Source organism: Rhodopseudomonas sp. P1 (genome assembly GCF_039642825.1).
Lineage (GTDB): Bacteria > Pseudomonadota > Alphaproteobacteria > Rhizobiales > Xanthobacteraceae > Rhodopseudomonas > Rhodopseudomonas palustris_H.
The window spans coordinates 1,333,476-1,349,204 of the sequence record NZ_CP088006.1 but is presented as its reverse complement, the minus strand read 5'-3'; the positions used below and the strand labels follow the sequence as shown (position 1 = coordinate 1,349,204).

The following is a 15,729-nucleotide window of genomic DNA, read 5'->3' as shown; positions in this document are numbered from 1 at the left end:
GAAAGACCAACGCCCCGCTTCCGATGATCGGAAACGGGGCGTTGCAGACGATCGCATCGAATGGGTGCGTGCGGCGTGGCGCTTGGCGGCCACGCCGGTCGTCGTCAAATCAGTCGGCGCGGAACACGCGCGTCGGTCGTCGGCGGGCCGGCGATTGCAGGGCAATGCCGGCACTCGAGCAATCATCCTCCAACTCGTCATCGAGCAGCGCCGCGCCGCAATGCCTGCACCGACGGCCTTCGGCCCCGGCGCCGCGCAGGCCGATCGGCTTGGCGCGGTAGCTGTCGAGGTCGACGACGTTTCGGAGATCCGGGTTTACGACTTTTTCAACCATGCTGTCCTCGTGGCGTAGGCCGACGTTATCGCAGCAAACTGATCTGCCAAGTCTTCAGCCGAAAGCTCAAATTTTACCGGGCTACTGCCGTCAGGAGAGATGCTTTCCAAAGAACTGCATCGCTCGCGACCACGCGAGTTCCGCCGCTTCGCGGTCGTGAACGGCCGCGCGCTGCTCGTTGACGAAGGCGTGGTCGGCCTCATAGCGGAAGAACTCGGCCTGCTTGCCGGCGGCCTTCAGGCCGGCCTCGAACGCATCCACCACCTGCGGGGTGCACCAATCGTCGCGGTTGGCGAAATGGCCTTGCATCGGCACCCGCACCTCGGACGGCTTGGCCGCCTGCTCCGGCGGAATGCCGTAGAACACCACGGCTGCGCTCAGTTCCGGAATCTTGCAGGCGCCGATCACCGTCACGGCGCCGCCGAGGCAGAAGCCGGTCAGGCCGACCTTGGCGCCGTTGCGCGACAGATAGTTCACAGCGCCGCACACCGTCTGGGTGGTGGCGTCCATGAAGTCGAGCGAGCTCATCTCTTTATTGGCCGCGTCCGTGTCGTGATACGGCACCACCGTGCCGTTGTAGAGATCGGGGGCGAGCGCATCGAAGCCGGCCAGCGCGAGGCGATCGGTCAGTCCCTTGATCTGCTCGGACAGGCCCCACCATTCCTGGATCACCACCACGCCCGGCGCTTTGCCGCTGGCGGCGTTGGCGAGATAGCCGCTCGCTTCCTTGCCGTCCGGACGTTTGAAAGTGATCAGCGTGCCCATGGGTCCTCCTCGCGGGTTACATGCAATTGCTTTTGATTATTTTGTCCGGAGCAGCCGCCGGATGCAATCGCTGCCAAGCAGCGAACGCAGGAATGCAGACAACAAAAAAGCCCCCGAAGGGGCTTTCCTGTCTCGTTTGTTGGTTTCGTCCGCCGCTTAGTGGACGTTCGACCACACCTTGCGCTTCACGAAGTACAGCAGGCTGGAAAGGATGACCAAGAAGATCATCACCTGCAGACCGAGGCGCTTGCGGGCCTCCATGTGCGGCTCGGCAGCCCACACCAGGAACGTCGAGACGTCCTTGGCATACTGCTCGAGGGTCTCCGGCGTGCCATCGTCGTAGCTCACCATGCCAGCCTGGATCGGCGGCGGCATCTTGATCGAATGGCCCGGATACCACTTGTTGTAGAACGAGCCGTCCGGGAGACTGAAGCCTTCCGGCGGGGTGTCTTCGTAGCCCTGCAGCAGCGCGGCGATGTAGTTCGGGCCCTGCTCCTGGAACTGGGTGAAGAAGTCGAAGATGAACTGCGGGAAGCCACGCGGATAGGTGCGCGCCTTGGCCAGCAGCGACATGTCCGGCGGAGCCGCACCACCGTTGGCCGCACGGGCAGCCTGCTCGTTCGGGAACGGCGAGTGGAAGGTGTCGGCGAGCCGGCCGGGACGCTCGAACATCTCACCCTGATCGTTCGGGCCGTCCTTGATCTGCGCAGCGGCTGCGATCTCCTTGGCCTGCTCCACGGTGAAGCCCGGACCACCCGGCTCGGCGAGGTTGCGATACTGCAACAGCTTCAGCGAGTGGCAGTTGGAGCAGACTTCCTTGTAGATCTTGAAGCCACGCTGCAGCTGGGCGCGATCGTAGGTGCCGAACGGACCTGCGAAGCTCCACTGCAGCGACGGCGGATTCTCGCCACCTTCGTTGGCCTTGGCCGGCTGCACGCCGCCGACCATCAGGCCGCCTGCGAACAGCACCGCCACCAGGCCGGCAACGGCCTTGGCGACCTTGCCCTTGTTGAGCACGTCTTCGGCGATCGAGTTCGGCAGCGGCAGAGTCTTTTCCATACGACCCAGCACCGGGAGCACGATCAGGAAGTAGGCGAAGTAGAAGAAGGTGAACACCTGACCGAGCGTGGTGTAGATGCCTTCCGCCGGCTTCGAGCCGAGCCAGCCGAGCACCAGACAGGTCGCCACGAACGCCCAGAAGAAGCGCTTGGCCATCGGCCGATAGCGGGACGAGCGCACCTTGCAGCTGTCGAGCCAGGGCAGGAACAGCAGCACGATGATCGCACCGAACATCGCGATGACGCCCAGCAGCTTGTTCGGGATCGAACGCAGGATCGCGTAGAACGGCAGGTAGTACCATTCCGGCACGATGTGCGGCGGGGTCACGCCCGGGTTGGCCGGAACGTAGTTCTCGGCGTCGCCGAGGTAGTTCGGCATGTAGAAGATGAACCAGGAGTAGAACACCAGGAAGCACGACATGCCGAACACGTCCTTGAGGGTCGCGTAAGGCGTGAACGGAACGGTGTCCTTCTCGGTCTTCGGCTCGACGCCGGCCGGGTTGTTCTGGCCGGTGACGTGCAGCGCCCAGACGTGCAGCACGACCACGCCGGCGATCACGAACGGCAGCAGGTAGTGCAGCGAGAAGAAGCGATTCAGGGTCGGGTTGCCGACCGAATAGCCACCCCACAGCAGCGTCACGATGCTGTCGCCGACGACCGGGAACGCCGAGAACAGGTTGGTGATCACAGTGGCGCCCCAGAAGCTCATCTGGCCCCACGGCAGCACGTAACCCATGAAGCCGGTCGCCATCATCAGCAGGTAGATGATGACGCCGAGGATCCACAACACTTCGCGCGGCGCCTTGTACGAGCCGTAGTACAGGCCGCGGAGCATGTGGACGTAGACGGCGATGAAGAACATCGACGCGCCGGCAGCGTGCATGTTGCGCAGCAGCCAGCCGTAGTTCACGTCGCGGACGATCCGCTCGACCGAGTCGAAGGCGAGATCGACGTGAGGGGTATAGTGCATCGCCAGCACGATGCCGGTGACGATCTGCACCGCCAGCATCATCGACAGGATGGCGCCGAACGTCCACCAGTAGTTGAGGTTACGCGGCGTCGGGTAGGCGATGAAAGAGGAATGAACGAGGCCCGCGATCGGCAGGCGCTGCTCCAGCCACTTCATCAAGGGGCTTTGTGGCTGATAGGTCGAGGGTCCGCTCATGATGCGATCCTAGTAAGCATTGGTACGGCGCACGGGAACGTCAGCCGATCTGGACTTTGGTGTCGGAGACGAATTGGTAGGGGGAATCGGCAGGTTGAGCGGCGCCGGCCCCTGGCGGATACGACCGGAGCTGTCGTACTGCGAACCATGGCACGGGCAGAAGAACCCGTCGTATTTGCCCTCGTGCGCGATCGGAATGCAGCCCAGGTGGGTGCAGATGCCGACCACGACCAGCCAGTTCTCGTGGCCTTCCTTGGTCCGCGCCTGATCGGTCTGCGGATCCTTGAGGTCGGACAGCGGCGTGTTGCGCGCTTCTTCGACCTGCTTCTTGGTGCGGTTCATGATGTAGATCGGCTGACCGCGCCAGAACACCTTGATGTCCTGACCTTCAGCGATCGGGGTCAGATCGACTTCGATCGGCGCGCCGGCGGCGATGGTCGACGCGTCGGGGTTCATCTGCGAGATGAACGGCCAAACCGCGGCCGCCGCACCGACGGCGGCAACCGCGCCGGTTGCGATATAGAGAAAATCACGGCGTGTCGGTTCCGCCGAAGCCTCTGTCGTCACGATCCAAAGCCCTTTCATCTCTGCGACCGGCACAGCGCTCTCGGCAAAGCTTGCGAGACGATCGCCCGGGGAGGTCGCGAGATCGGCGGCCTTCAACATGCCCCGGGCCGCTTGTCATGGCCGGTCGGGTAGAACAGACAGTCCAGAATCGTTCTATTGGCACCCTTGCCGGTAGAGCGCAAGCCCGCGAACGGCTAATTGGCGCGCCTCGATCGATTCCAAGATGTGCCATGACACACGGCACGTTATCGTTCAGTTGATAGGGAGCATTACGGGATGCGGATCGCGCTGTTTCAACCCGACATCCCACAAAACACCGGGACTATTCTTCGGTTTTGCGCCTGTTTGAACGTGGAAGCGCACATCATCGAGCCGGCCGGCTTTCCGACCTCCGATCGGCATTTCCGCCGCTCTGGGATGGACTACCTGGATCAGGTGAGCATAGTCCGGCACGATTCCTGGCTAAAATTCGAGCAATGGCGGAAAAACGCGGGTTGCCGGCTGATTTTACTTACGACCAAAGGTGAAAGGCCTTATTTCGAACAGCGTTACCAAGCGACTGACGTACTGATGCTCGGCCGGGAAAGTGCCGGGGTGCCGGACGAGGTCGCAGCCGCCGCCGATGCCAGGGTGGTAATTCCTATGCAGCCCGGCCTGCGCTCGCTGAACGTCGCGATGGCGGCGGCGATGGTGACCGGCGAGGCGCTGCGGCAAGTCCAATTCGCACAGTGAGGACCGACGCGGGTGAGCTACGCGGTTAAGGAGATATTTCTAACCCTGCAGGGCGAAGGCGCCCATGCGGGCCGTGCAGCGGTGTTCTGCCGTTTCGCCGGATGTAATCTGTGGACGGGCCGCGAGCAGGACCGCGATCAGGCGACCTGCAAATTCTGCGATACGGACTTCATCGGCACCGACGGCACGCTCGGCGGCCGCTACGCCAGCGCCGAGCTGCTCGCCGACACCATCAGCGAGCAGTGGATCGGCGAGATGCGCGATCGCTACGTGGTGATCACCGGCGGCGAGCCGCTGCTGCAGCTCGACGGCGAACTGATCGCCGCACTGCACGCGCGCGGCTTTGCGATCGGCGTCGAGACCAACGGCACCATCGAGCCGCCGGCCGGCATCGACTGGCTCTGCGTCAGTCCGAAAGCCGGTGCCGAGCTGCGCATCCGCCGCGGCGATGAGTTGAAGCTGGTGTACCCGCAGCCGGATGCGATGCCGGAAGACTTCGCGGCGCTCCAATTCGAGCGGTTTTCGCTGCAACCGATGGATGGCCCCGACCGCGACGACAACACCACGCGGGCGATCGCTTACTGCCTGAAGCACCCGCAATGGCGGCTCAGCCTGCAGACTCACAAGATCACCGGCATCAGGTAGCTCGCGCCGGCGTGATCCGGCTGTCATGACGAATCGCTAGGCTCCTATGCGAGGTCAACAACCGAGCAGGAGCCGACCATGGACTTGAAACCGGGCGATATCGTCATGCTGAAATCCGGCGGCCAGGCGATGACGGTGGCGGAAGCCAACGACGACAGCGCCACCTGCCTGTGGATGGGCGAAGACGGCGACCTGTTCCGCGAGACCCTGCCGCTTGCCGTGCTCGATTCCATCGCGGTCGAAGTCGACGATGATGAGGACGAAGACGACGATCTCGACGACGACGACGAGCAGACCAAGGTCGCCTGAACGAGCAGGCTGTCTTCGCCATCACTGACGCGGCCGCGGATCACCAAGCGGCCGTGTATTTTCCGGACCAGCTCAACGCTTAGCGTTACTTGGCTCCGGCGCGTTCGTGCCTGCTCATCGCCGCTTCCGTTACAGCAGATGATCGCGCGCGAATCTTGCTGCGGTCTGATCCGCGATGGTGCGGAGCGCGGCCGGGTCGAGCGGGAAATCGGCCGCCAGCCAGGCATCCTCGGCCAGCGTCAGCACGTGGCCGAGCGCAGGCCCCGCGGCGAAGCCGCGAGCCAGGAAATCAGCAGCCTTCAGCGGGAATGTCGGCGCCTGCCAGCGCTGCGGCAGCGCGATCAGTTGGCGCCACGGCGCCGGATCGGCCCCGAGGCCCGCGCGGGCCCAGGCCAGCATCATGCGATCGTGAAACCGCGCTTCACCAAGCCGGTACAGCCGGCGCCGCGCGGTCGCTTCGTCCATCCCGGCAAGACGCCACCAGCGATGCCCCATCGAGTCGAGCCGCTTGGCTTCGACGTTGGAGAGCCGCAGCCGCGATGCGAGCCGCTTGGCATCCTCAGTGACGGCGACCGCCAGCGCACCGAGCCGCCGCACCGCATCGGGTTCAAGACCAAGGTCGCGTTCGGCGACGATCATCGCCGCGAAAGCGCCGAGATAGGCGACACCGCCGAGAACCGCGAGCAGCAGCCCGCCATCGGCCATCGCCACCACCGAAGCCTCCGCGCCATCGGCGATCATCAGCTTCAGCATCTCCATCCGCAGCCTTTCGGCCGACAGCGTCGCAAGCCCGCTGCGGCCGCGGATGCAGGCGAGATACGCCTCGCGGTCCGGTGCCCCGGCGCCATAGGCGGCGTGGATGCGGAAGAACCGCAGGATGCGTAAGTAATCCTCGGCGATGCGCTGGTCCGGATCGCCGATAAAGCGCACTCGCCGCGTCGCGATGTCAGCGAGCCCGCCGACATAGTCGTGCACGGTGCCGTCGGCCGACATCGACAGTGCATTGATGGTGAAGTCGCGGCGCTGTGCGTCGCGGTCCCAGTCGCGGCCGAACGCCACCTTGGCCTTGCGGCCGAAGGTCTCGACGTCCTCGCGCAGCGTGGTGATTTCGAAGCCGTGCCCGTCGAGCACCAGCGTTACGGTGCCATGCTCGATCCCGGTCGGGACCGCCTTGATACCGCTCGCCTTGGCACGGCGGACCACTTCATCCGGAACCGCGGTGGTGGCGATGTCGACATCGCCGATCGGCTCGCCCAGCAATGCGTTGCGGACGGCGCCGCCGACCACCCGCGCCTCTTCGCCGTCGCCGTTCAGCAGCGCGAGCACCCGCGCCGCCGGTCCCGTGTGCAGCCACGGCGCATCGCTGCGCACCGGCACGTCGGTCATTTCTCCACCCCAGGCACCAGCCTGCCGTTCTCCATATGCGCCGGAACGTAAGTCGATCCCGGCGGTGCGCCCGAATAGTGCACAAGCAGCAGCAAGCTCAAGATCACCAGCACCAGGGCCGTTGCCACCAGCCATCCGACCACGCGAAGCGGCCAGGATGAATGATGCAGCATTGCCGACCGCGTGGCGATCAGGAAGACCGCGTAGAGCACGAAAGGTATGAGGAAAATTCCGACCTCAGTGAGCACCACGCGGATCATGGCAGGCAGACCCGTTCATACAGCGCGCGCAGGATGCCGGCCGTCGCGCCCCAGATGTAGCGCTCGGCGAACGGCATTGCGTAGTAGGACCGCTGCGCGCCGCGGAATTCCTTGCTGTGCAATTGATGATTGCCGGGGTCCATCAGGAACGCCAGCGGCACTTCGAAGGCGTCGTCGACCTCGGATTTGTTGATGGTGAGTTCGAACCCCGGCCGCACCCGCGCCACCGTCGGCAAAATCCGGAAACCGAAACTGGTGCCATAGACATCGAGATAGCCGATCGGCTCGACATAGGAGCGGTCGAGCCCGATCTCCTCCTCGGCCTCGCGCAAGGCGGCATCGAGCGGCGAATTGTCGGTGGCGTCGATCTTGCCGCCGGGAAACGCGATCTGGCCGGCATGATCGTTGAGATGCGCGGCCCGCATCGTCAGCAGCACGGTCGGCTCGGCGTGTTCGACCACCGGAATCAGCACCGCGGCGGGACGGATCGGCCGTTCCTGCGCGATGGTGCGCAGCATCTGATCGTTGCCCGCATCGCCGGTGGCGGGAATCACCCCGGCGTCGGTGAGCGCCGCAGGCACGTCAAACCGCAGCCGGCGCTGGGCCCGATCGAAGAATTCCGCCGAACTGATGCTACCGCTGGCAGACTGCGTTCCCGTCATCGGTCCGGTCAATGCGCTTCCCTCATCAGCTCGGCATCGGCCATGGCGAAGAACGCGCCGCCGGACGCAATGCCGAACATCGGGTGACCATCGACCACTCGCTCCTCGCCGATGTCAACCAGATCGTAATACACCGCCCGCGTCACCTTGGCCCACAGATCGGCGCGCACGTGAAGGTACGGTGTCACTCCGCCATCGTCGGCGACCTCGAACCGCAGGCGGTGGGCGGCGTCACACGTCACCCAATCGTCGACATTGGTGCGGAAGCGCAGCAGCGCTCCGCGCTCGTCCGTGTCCTTGACCATTTCGACGGCCAGAAACGGCGCATCGTCGACCTTGATGCCGACCTTCTCGACCGGCGTCACCAGGAAGTGTTTGTCGCCCTCGCGCTTCAGAATGGTCGAGAACAGCCGCACCAAGGCGGGACGACCGATCGGCGTGCCGAGATAGAACCAGGTTCCGTCCGAAGCGATGCGCATGTCGAGATCGCCGCAGAACGGCGGGTTCCAAAGATGCACGGGCGGCAAGCCCTTGCCCTTGGCGGCGCTCGCCGCGGCCTCGCGCGCGGCCTCGGTGAGGCCGTCGAGATTGTGCGGTGAACTCTGCCCTTGCTTCGCCATTGTTTACCCTGACCCTCGATTTCCAACCCGGCACCCGAGCTGCCCTGTTTCGCCACGCGCGGCTTGTTTTAACTCTCCACAACGTGATCCGCGCCAATCCCGCGATGCTCATAATGTGGGGAAAGATTTGGTGAATGAAACCAGGGCCTTCGCTGTCTCGCGGCGAACAGCCTAACATGCTCCCGGTGAAAACAACCGGCCCGGCGGCGGCCGGTGTGGACAGGAGAGACGATATGGCCGGCGCAGACAGTGTCGAGAAGCTCGAAGACGTCATCGTCCGCTCGGCCGAGCAGGTCGCCGGCGAAGTGCGCGCCGCCAAGGAAGCGATCTCGACCGTGATCTTCGGCCAGGACCGCGTGGTCGAAAATACGCTGGTGACGATTCTGTCCGGCGGCCACGCGCTGCTGATCGGCGTCCCCGGCCTCGCCAAGACCAAGCTGGTGGAAACCCTGGGTGTGACGCTCGGGCTCGACGCCAAGCGCGTGCAGTTCACGCCCGACCTGATGCCGTCCGACATCCTCGGCGCCGAAGTGCTCGACGAGACCGCGGCGGGCAAGCGCTCGTTCCGCTTCATCGCCGGCCCGGTGTTTGCGCAGCTGTTGATGGCCGACGAAATCAACCGCGCCAGCCCGCGTACCCAGTCGGCGCTGCTGCAGGCGATGCAGGAGCAGCACATCACCGTTGCGGGCGCCCGGCACGATCTGCCGAAGCCGTTTCATGTGCTCGCCACGCAGAACCCGCTGGAGCAGGAAGGCACCTACCCGCTGCCGGAAGCCCAGCTCGACCGCTTCTTGATGGAGATCGACGTCGACTATCCGGATCGCGACGCCGAGCGCCGTATCCTGTTCGACACCACCGGCGCCGAGCAGGCGGCGCCGAGAGCAACGATGAGCGGCGAAACGCTGCTGGCGGCACAGCGGCTGGTGCGGCGGCTCCCGGTCGGCGACTCGGTCGTTGAAGCGATCCTGTCGCTGGTGCGCTCGGCGCGTCCCGGCCCCGACGCCGGCGACCTCGGCAAGCTGATTGCCTGGGGCCCCGGCCCGCGCGCCAGCCAGTCGCTGATGATGGCGGTGCGTGCCCGCGCGCTGCTCGACGGCCGGCTGGCACCTTCGATCGACGACGTGCTCGACCTCGCCGAGCCGATCCTGAAGCATCGTATGGCGCTGACGTTCTCGGCCCGCGCCGAAGGCCGCACCATTCCGGACGTGATCCAGAAGCTCAAGAGCCGGATCGGCTGATGGCGCAGGCCGACGAGCATCGCACCCAGGAGACGCTGGCGGTTCGCCGCGCGGACGGAGAAAGCCGTTCGCTGGCTGCGACGTTGCCGCGCCTGATGCTCGAGGCCCGCAAGATCGCCAACAACGTCACGCACGGTTTGCACGGCCGCCGCCGTGCCGGCGCCGGCGAGAATTTCTGGCAGTATCGCCGCTTCGTCTCCGGTGAGCCGGCGCAAAACGTCGATTGGCGACGCTCCGCGCGCGACGATCATCTCTATGTCCGCGAGCTGGAGTGGGAAGCCGCGCACACCGTCTGGCTGTGGCCGGACCGTTCGCTGTCGATGGCCTTCGCTTCCAAAACCGCGCGCGACAGCAAGCTCGAGCGCGGCCTGATCGTCGCGTTCGCGCTGGCCGACCTGCTGGTCGCCGGCGGCGAACGGATCGGCATTCCCGGCCTGATGAACCCGACCTCGAGTAACAACGTCATCGACAAGATGGCGCAGGCGATCCTGCACGACACCTTAACGCGCAGCAGCCTGCCCCCGTCGTTCGTGCCGTCGTCGCGGGCCGAGATCGTGGTGCTGTCCGACTTCTGGTCGCCGGTCGGTGAAATCCGGCAAATGCTCGCCGGCCTGTCGGCTTCCGGCGCGCACGGCACGCTGGTACAGATCGTCGATCCGGCCGAAGAGAGCTTTCCCTATGCCGGCCGAGTCGAATTCGTCGAGCCCGAAGGTGGCGGTGCGATTACCGCCGGCCGCGCGGAGAAATGGGCCAGCGACTACGTCGCTCTGGTCGCCGCGCATCGTGACGCGATCCGTGCCGAGACCTCCAAGCTCGACTGGCTGTTCTCGACCCACACCACCTCGCGCTCGGCCGCCGAGCTGCTGTTATTCCTGCACGCCGGCATGACCACCGCCAAGGACGCCGGCGGCAAAGCAGGACGTGGCGCATGATCGGCGCCCTCCCCCTTTCGTTCGCACAGCCGCTGCTGCTGATCGGTCTGCTGGCGCTGCCGGCGCTGTGGTGGTTGCTACGGGTGATGCCGCCGCGGCCGCGCCGGGTGGATTTCCCGCCGACCCGGCTGCTGTTCGACATCGCCCCGAAGGAAGAGACGCCGTCGCGTACGCCGTGGTGGCTGACCGCGCTGCGCATGCTCGCGGCTGCGCTGGTGATCATCGCGCTTGCCGGCCCAATCTGGAATCCGCAGACCGCTGCCGGCGGCAGTCAGGCGCCACTGCTGATCCTGCTCGATGACGGCTGGAGCGCAGCGGCGAGCTGGGAGGCGCGGATCAAGGCCGCCGACGAACTGATCGCCGAAGCCGACAGCGCCCGCCGCGCGGTGGCGCTGGCGCCGCTGTCGGAGACGGCGCGCGATCCCGCACTGATGCCGGCCGGCACCGCACGAGTGTCGCTGCGCCAGCTCGCGCCCAAGCCCTATGCGGTCGAGCGGATCGAGGCGCTGCCCGGCATCGAACGTTTCCTGAAGACCGCCGGTGATGCCGAACTGGTGTGGCTGACGGACGGTGTCGATACCGGCCGCGGCAATGATTTCGTCACCGGGCTGAACAAGCTGGTGCAGAACCGCAGCGTCACGATCGTCGAAGGCGGCGCCCCACCGGCACACGCACTGGCTGCTGCCGAAAACGCCGCGGCGAAGATGACCGTGAAGGTGCTGCGCGCCCAAAGCGGCGGCGTCGACGCCGGAGTCGTCCGCGCGCTCGATGCCAAGAGCGCGCCGATCGGCGAAGCCCGCTTCAGCCTCGCGCCCGGCACCACCGAAACCGAGGCCGCATTCGACCTGCCGGTCGAGCTGCGCAACGACATCGCCCGGCTGGAGATCGCCGGAGAGCGCTCCGCGGGCGCCGTGCAACTGCTCGACAAGCGCTGGCGCCGCCGCGCGGTCGGGATCGTGTCAGGCGCGAGCGCCGACACGGCGCAGCCGCTGCTCGCGGCGACGTTCTATCTCACCCGTGCGCTGTCGCCGTTCGCCGATCTGCGCCAGGGCGAACGCGCCGCCCCGCAGCAGGTGATCGCGCAATTCCTCGACCAGAAGCTGCCGATGATCGTGCTCGCCGACGTCGGCGCGCTGTCCCCCGAAATCCGCCAGCGGCTCGATGCCTGGATCGAACAGGGCGGCGTGCTGGTGCGGTTTGCCGGGCCTCGCCTCGCCCGTCAGGACGATGATGATCTGGTGCCGGTGAAGCTTCGCAAAGGCGGCCGCAGTCTCGGCGGCAGCCTGACGTGGGAGAAGCCGCAGCAGCTCGCCGCGTTCTCCGGCGACGGCCCGTTCGCGGGGCTGGCGGTGCCGAGCGACGTGACCGTCAATCGCCAGGTGCTGGCCGAGCCGGACGCGACGCTGCCCGGCAAAAGCTGGGCGTCGCTCGCCGACGGCACGCCGCTGGTCACCGGCGAGCATCGCGGCAAAGGGCTGGTGACGCTGTTCCACGTCAGCGCCGACATGCGTTGGTCGAACCTGCCGATGTCCGGCACCTTCGTCGAGATGCTGCGGCGACTGGTCGATATGTCCGGTTACACCTCGACGCCCGGCGCCGGCGTTGCCGCCGATCCCAACGCCGCCGAGACGGTGTCGCCGTTGCGCACGCTCGACGGCTTCGGCGCGTTCGGCCCGCCGCCGGCCTCGGCCAAGCCGATCCCGGCTGATTATCGCGAGCGCGGCAGCGCCGAGCATCCACCCGGCTTCTATGGTCCCGCCGATGGACCGATCGCCGTCAACGCGCTGGCCACTGCTGACCGGATTGCGCCGCTGGATACGTCGGCAATCAACGCCCGCCGCGCCGCCTACAGCAACGCCGAACCACGCGATCTGCGCGGCATGCTGCTGGCGTCATCGCTCGGCCTGTTCTTGCTCGATGCGCTGATCGTCGCCGTGCTCGGCGGAGGGCTGGCTGCGCTGTTGATGCGCCGCCGCCGCGCCGCGACCGCCGCGCTGGCGCTGATTATCGCACTGCCGCTGGCGTCGATGCCGCTGCCGCTGCGCGCGCAGGGCGCCAAGGACGACTTCGCCATCAAGGCGACTGCCCAGACCCACCTCGCTTATGTGATCACCGGCAATGCCGACGTCGATGCCATCGTCAAAGCCGGGATGAGCGGACTGACGTTGTTCCTGGCGCAGCGAACGGCGCTCGAAGCCGGCGAGCCGATCGGCGTCGATCCGGCGCGCGATGAGCTGTCGTTCTTCCCGCTGATCTATTGGCCGATCGTCGCCGGCGGGCCGAAGCCGCCGCAGGACGCGCTCAACAAGATCGACGCCTACATGAAGCAGGGCGGCACCGTGATCTTCGACACCCGCGACGCGATCGAAGCGCCGCCGGATCCGAACGGCGCGTCGCAGACGCCGGGTATGATCACGCTGCGCGACGTGCTGTCGTCGCTCGACGTGCCGGAGCTGGAGCCGGTGCCGCGCGAGCACGTGTTGACCAAGACATTCTATCTCCTGCGCGACTTCCCCGGCCGCTTCACCGCCGGCCAGACCTGGGTCGAGGCGCTGCCGCGCGAGACCGACGATGACGACACCACCCGCCCGGCGCGCGGCGGCGACGGCGTGTCGCCGATCATCATCACCTCCAACGATCTCGCCGGCGCCTGGGCGATGCGGCCCGACGGCCAGCCGATGCTGCCGCTGACACCGGGCGAGCCGCGCCAGCGCGAATTCGCCTTCCGCGCCGGCGTCAACATCGTGATGTACACCCTGACCGGCAACTACAAAGCCGACCAGGTCCACGCGCCGGCGCTGATCGAGCGGCTGGGGCAGTGATGCAACATCGACAACAATTGAGCGAGGCATCCTTCACCTCTCCCATGGGGAGAGGTCGGCGCGCAGCGCCGGGTGAGGGGTTTCGCCCTCTCAATAGGTCGTACCCCCTCACCCCAACCCTCTCCCCATGGGAGAGGGAGCAGGCAGCATCCGGAGCTAGCACCTGATGCACTACGGCATCGCCTTTGCGCCTCTTGTTCCGACCGCCGTGCTGTGGGTCGCGATTGCCGCCGTGGCGGTCATCGCCCTCGTGCTGCTGATCGGGCGCTTGCGGGGCGCGTGGGTGCGGATCGCGGCGCTGGCGCTGATCGTGCTGGCACTGGCCAATCCGTCGTTCACCCGCGAGGAGCGCGAGCCGCTGTCCTCGGTCGCCGCCGTGGTGGTCGACAAAAGCCCGAGCCAGAATTTCGGCAAGCGCACCGAAGAGGCCGAGCAGGCCAAGGAGGCGCTGGTCGACCGGCTGAAGCAGATCAAGGGCCTGGAGGTTCGCGTCGTTGAAGCAGGCCAGGCGGACGGCGAGACCGACGGCACCAAGCTGTTCGGCGCGGTGACCTCGGCGCTGTCCGACGTGCCGACCGACCGCGTCGCCGGCGCGTTCCTGATCACCGACGGCCGCGTCCACGATATCCCGGCGAACGCGCAGGCACTTGGCTTCCAGGCGCCGGTGCAGGCGCTGATCACCGGCCGCAAGGACGAGCGCGACCGCCGCATCGCAATCCTGGCGGCGCCGCGGTTCGGCATCGTCGGCCAGACCCAGACCATCACCTACCGGCTCGACGATCAGGGCATCACCGGCGACCGTGCCCGCGTCGTGGTGCGGCGCGACGGCGAAGTGCTGAGCCAGCGCACCGTGTTGAGCGGCCAGACCGTCAACGTCGATGTCGAGATCAAGCACGCCGGCCAGAACATCGTCGAGATCGAAGCCTCGCCGGTCGAGAACGAGCTGACGCTGGTCAACAATCGCGCCGTGGTGTCGATCGACGGCGTCCGCGACAAGCTGCGGGTGCTGCTGGTGTCCGGCGAGCCGCATTCCGGCGAGCGCACCTGGCGCAATCTGCTCAAGTCCGACGCCAGCGTCGATCTCGTGCACTTCACCATCCTGCGGCCGCCGGAGAAGCAGGACGGCACGCCGATCAACGAATTGTCGCTGATCGCCTTCCCGACCCGCGAGCTGTTCCAGCAGAAGATCAACGAGTTTCAACTGATCATCTTCGACCGCTACGCCCGCCAGGGCGTGCTGCCGATGGCGTATTTCGACAACATCTCGCGCTACGTGAAAAATGGCGGCGCGGTACTGGTGTCGGCCGGGCCGGACTACGCGTCGACCACCTCGATCTGGCGTACGCCGCTCGACACGTTGCTGCCGGCCGAGCCGGTCGGCGTTACCGAGAAGCCGTATCACGCGCGGCTGTCGGACGCGGGCAAGCGCCATCCGGTGACGCGCGGCCTCGAAGGCTCGGCGTCCGAGCCGCCGCATTGGAGCCGGTTCTTCCGCACGGTCGACACCCGCAACGCGACAGCGGCGCCGCTGATGACTGGCGCCGACAATATGCCGCTGCTGCTGCTGTCGCATTTCGGCGAGGGCCGCGTCGCGCTGCTGCTCTCCGACCACATCTGGCTGTGGGCGCGTGGCTACGAGGGCGGCGGACCGCATCTCGATCTGCTGCGGCGGATGTCGCACTGGCTGATGAAGCAGCCCGACCTCGATGAAGAAGCGCTGCGGCTGAAGGCCGAGGGCAAGAACCTCGAAGTGCTGCGACAGACCATGGGCGACAGCGTGCCGCCCGTCACCGTCACCTCGCCGTCCGGCAAGACCCGCGAACTCACGCTCGCGGCGGGCGATCCCGGCACCTGGCGGGCGACGCTGCCGGCCGACGAGCTCGGGCTGTGGTCGGCGACCGACGGCACGCTGAAGGCGCTGATCAATGTCGGCCCGGTCAACCCGAAGGAATTTGCGGAAGTCACCTCGACCACGGAGACGCTGCGGCCGCTGGCGCAGGCCACCGGCGGCGACGCCCGCCGGATCGCCGAGAACGGCAGCGTCGAGCTGCCGCGGATCGTGCCGGTGACCTCGGCGACGATCTTCCGCGGCGACGGTTGGCTCGGGGTGCGGATGCGCGATGCCAGCGTCGTCACCGGCGTCGGCGTGCTGCCGGTGTTCACCGGCCTGATCGGCTTGCTGTTGCTGCTCGGCGCGTTCGCGGCGACCTGGCTGCGCGAAGGCCGCTGATCAT

General features: G+C 66.5%; 14 protein-coding genes and 1 pseudogene. 7 read left to right on the top strand and 8 right to left on the bottom strand.

Annotated features, from left to right (window positions below; genetic code table 11):
• Window positions 1-109: 109 nt before the first annotated feature.
• The 4 genes and pseudogenes from LRC39_RS06345 to petA form a co-directional block, all read right to left on the bottom strand.
• Complete coding sequence (locus LRC39_RS06345; protein ID WP_107343344.1) at window positions 110-334, bottom strand: hypothetical protein; 225 nt, start codon at window positions 332-334, stop codon at window positions 110-112.
• A gap of 90 nt (window positions 335-424) precedes the next feature.
• A complete protein-coding gene (locus LRC39_RS06340; RefSeq protein WP_346296688.1) occupies window positions 425-1,099 on the bottom strand; it encodes a dienelactone hydrolase family protein in 675 nt (224 codons plus the stop codon).
• A 156-nt stretch (window positions 1,100-1,255) separates the two neighbouring features.
• Window positions 1,256-3,322 carry a cytochrome c1 gene (locus tag LRC39_RS06335; protein ID WP_346296687.1) on the bottom strand — a complete coding sequence of 689 codons (2,067 nt, stop codon included), beginning with the start codon at window positions 3,320-3,322 and terminating at the stop codon, window positions 1,256-1,258.
• 40 nt (window positions 3,323-3,362) lie between these two features.
• Window positions 3,363-3,889 (bottom strand): annotated as a pseudogene (petA, locus tag LRC39_RS06330) (ubiquinol-cytochrome c reductase iron-sulfur subunit).
• A 276-nt stretch (window positions 3,890-4,165) separates the two neighbouring features.
• Between petA and LRC39_RS06325 the strand changes: the two are divergent.
• The 3 genes from LRC39_RS06325 (at window position 4,166) to LRC39_RS06315 (ending at window position 5,575) form a co-directional block, all read left to right on the top strand.
• Entirely contained in the window at window positions 4,166-4,621 is a 456-nt protein-coding gene (locus tag LRC39_RS06325; RefSeq protein WP_107343341.1) for a tRNA (cytidine(34)-2'-O)-methyltransferase, read from the top strand.
• A 12-nt stretch (window positions 4,622-4,633) separates the two neighbouring features.
• Window positions 4,634-5,266, top strand: coding sequence for a 7-carboxy-7-deazaguanine synthase (gene queE / locus LRC39_RS06320; RefSeq protein WP_346296686.1), 633 nt, complete (start codon window positions 4,634-4,636; stop codon window positions 5,264-5,266).
• 78 nt (window positions 5,267-5,344) lie between these two features.
• Window positions 5,345-5,575 (top strand): YodC family protein, encoded by a 231-nt coding sequence (locus LRC39_RS06315; protein ID WP_346296685.1) that lies wholly within the window; start codon window positions 5,345-5,347, stop codon window positions 5,573-5,575.
• Window positions 5,576-5,704: 129 nt separating this feature from the next.
• Here LRC39_RS06315 and LRC39_RS06310 read toward each other — a convergent pair whose 3' ends face one another.
• From LRC39_RS06310 to LRC39_RS06295, 4 genes are read right to left on the bottom strand one after another with little or no spacing between them, the layout of a single operon-like run.
• Complete coding sequence (locus LRC39_RS06310) at window positions 5,705-6,961, bottom strand: CCA tRNA nucleotidyltransferase (protein ID WP_346296684.1); 1,257 nt, start codon at window positions 6,959-6,961, stop codon at window positions 5,705-5,707.
• Window positions 6,958-7,221, bottom strand: coding sequence for a DUF6111 family protein (locus tag LRC39_RS06305; protein WP_107343337.1), 264 nt, complete (start codon window positions 7,219-7,221; stop codon window positions 6,958-6,960). Before LRC39_RS06305 ends, LRC39_RS06310 begins: the two co-directional genes overlap by 4 nt.
• Complete coding sequence (locus LRC39_RS06300) at window positions 7,218-7,883, bottom strand: CoA pyrophosphatase (protein WP_199851795.1); 666 nt, start codon at window positions 7,881-7,883, stop codon at window positions 7,218-7,220. The genes LRC39_RS06305 and LRC39_RS06300 overlap by 4 nt, the downstream gene beginning before the upstream one ends.
• An 8-nt stretch (window positions 7,884-7,891) precedes the next feature.
• Entirely contained in the window at window positions 7,892-8,503 is a 612-nt protein-coding gene (locus LRC39_RS06295) for a DUF1285 domain-containing protein (protein ID WP_346296683.1), read from the bottom strand.
• 233 nt (window positions 8,504-8,736) lie between these two features.
• Here LRC39_RS06295 and LRC39_RS06290 point away from each other — a divergent pair, with 233 nt between their 5' ends.
• From LRC39_RS06290 to LRC39_RS06275, 4 genes are all read left to right on the top strand, one after another.
• On the top strand, window positions 8,737-9,741 hold the full coding sequence (locus LRC39_RS06290; protein ID WP_012494880.1) for an AAA family ATPase: 1,005 nt from the start codon (window positions 8,737-8,739) through the stop codon (window positions 9,739-9,741).
• Window positions 9,741-10,673: a DUF58 domain-containing protein gene (locus LRC39_RS06285; RefSeq protein WP_346296682.1), complete on the top strand. Its 933-nt coding sequence runs from the start codon at window positions 9,741-9,743 to the stop codon at window positions 10,671-10,673. The genes LRC39_RS06290 and LRC39_RS06285 overlap by 1 nt, the downstream gene beginning before the upstream one ends.
• Window positions 10,670-13,495 (top strand): DUF4159 domain-containing protein, encoded by a 2,826-nt coding sequence (locus LRC39_RS06280; protein WP_346296681.1) that lies wholly within the window; start codon window positions 10,670-10,672, stop codon window positions 13,493-13,495. The genes LRC39_RS06285 and LRC39_RS06280 overlap by 4 nt, the downstream gene beginning before the upstream one ends.
• A 166-nt stretch (window positions 13,496-13,661) precedes the next feature.
• Window positions 13,662-15,725 (top strand): hypothetical protein, encoded by a 2,064-nt coding sequence (locus LRC39_RS06275; RefSeq protein WP_346296680.1) that lies wholly within the window; start codon window positions 13,662-13,664, stop codon window positions 15,723-15,725.
• Window positions 15,726-15,729 lie beyond the last annotated feature (4 nt).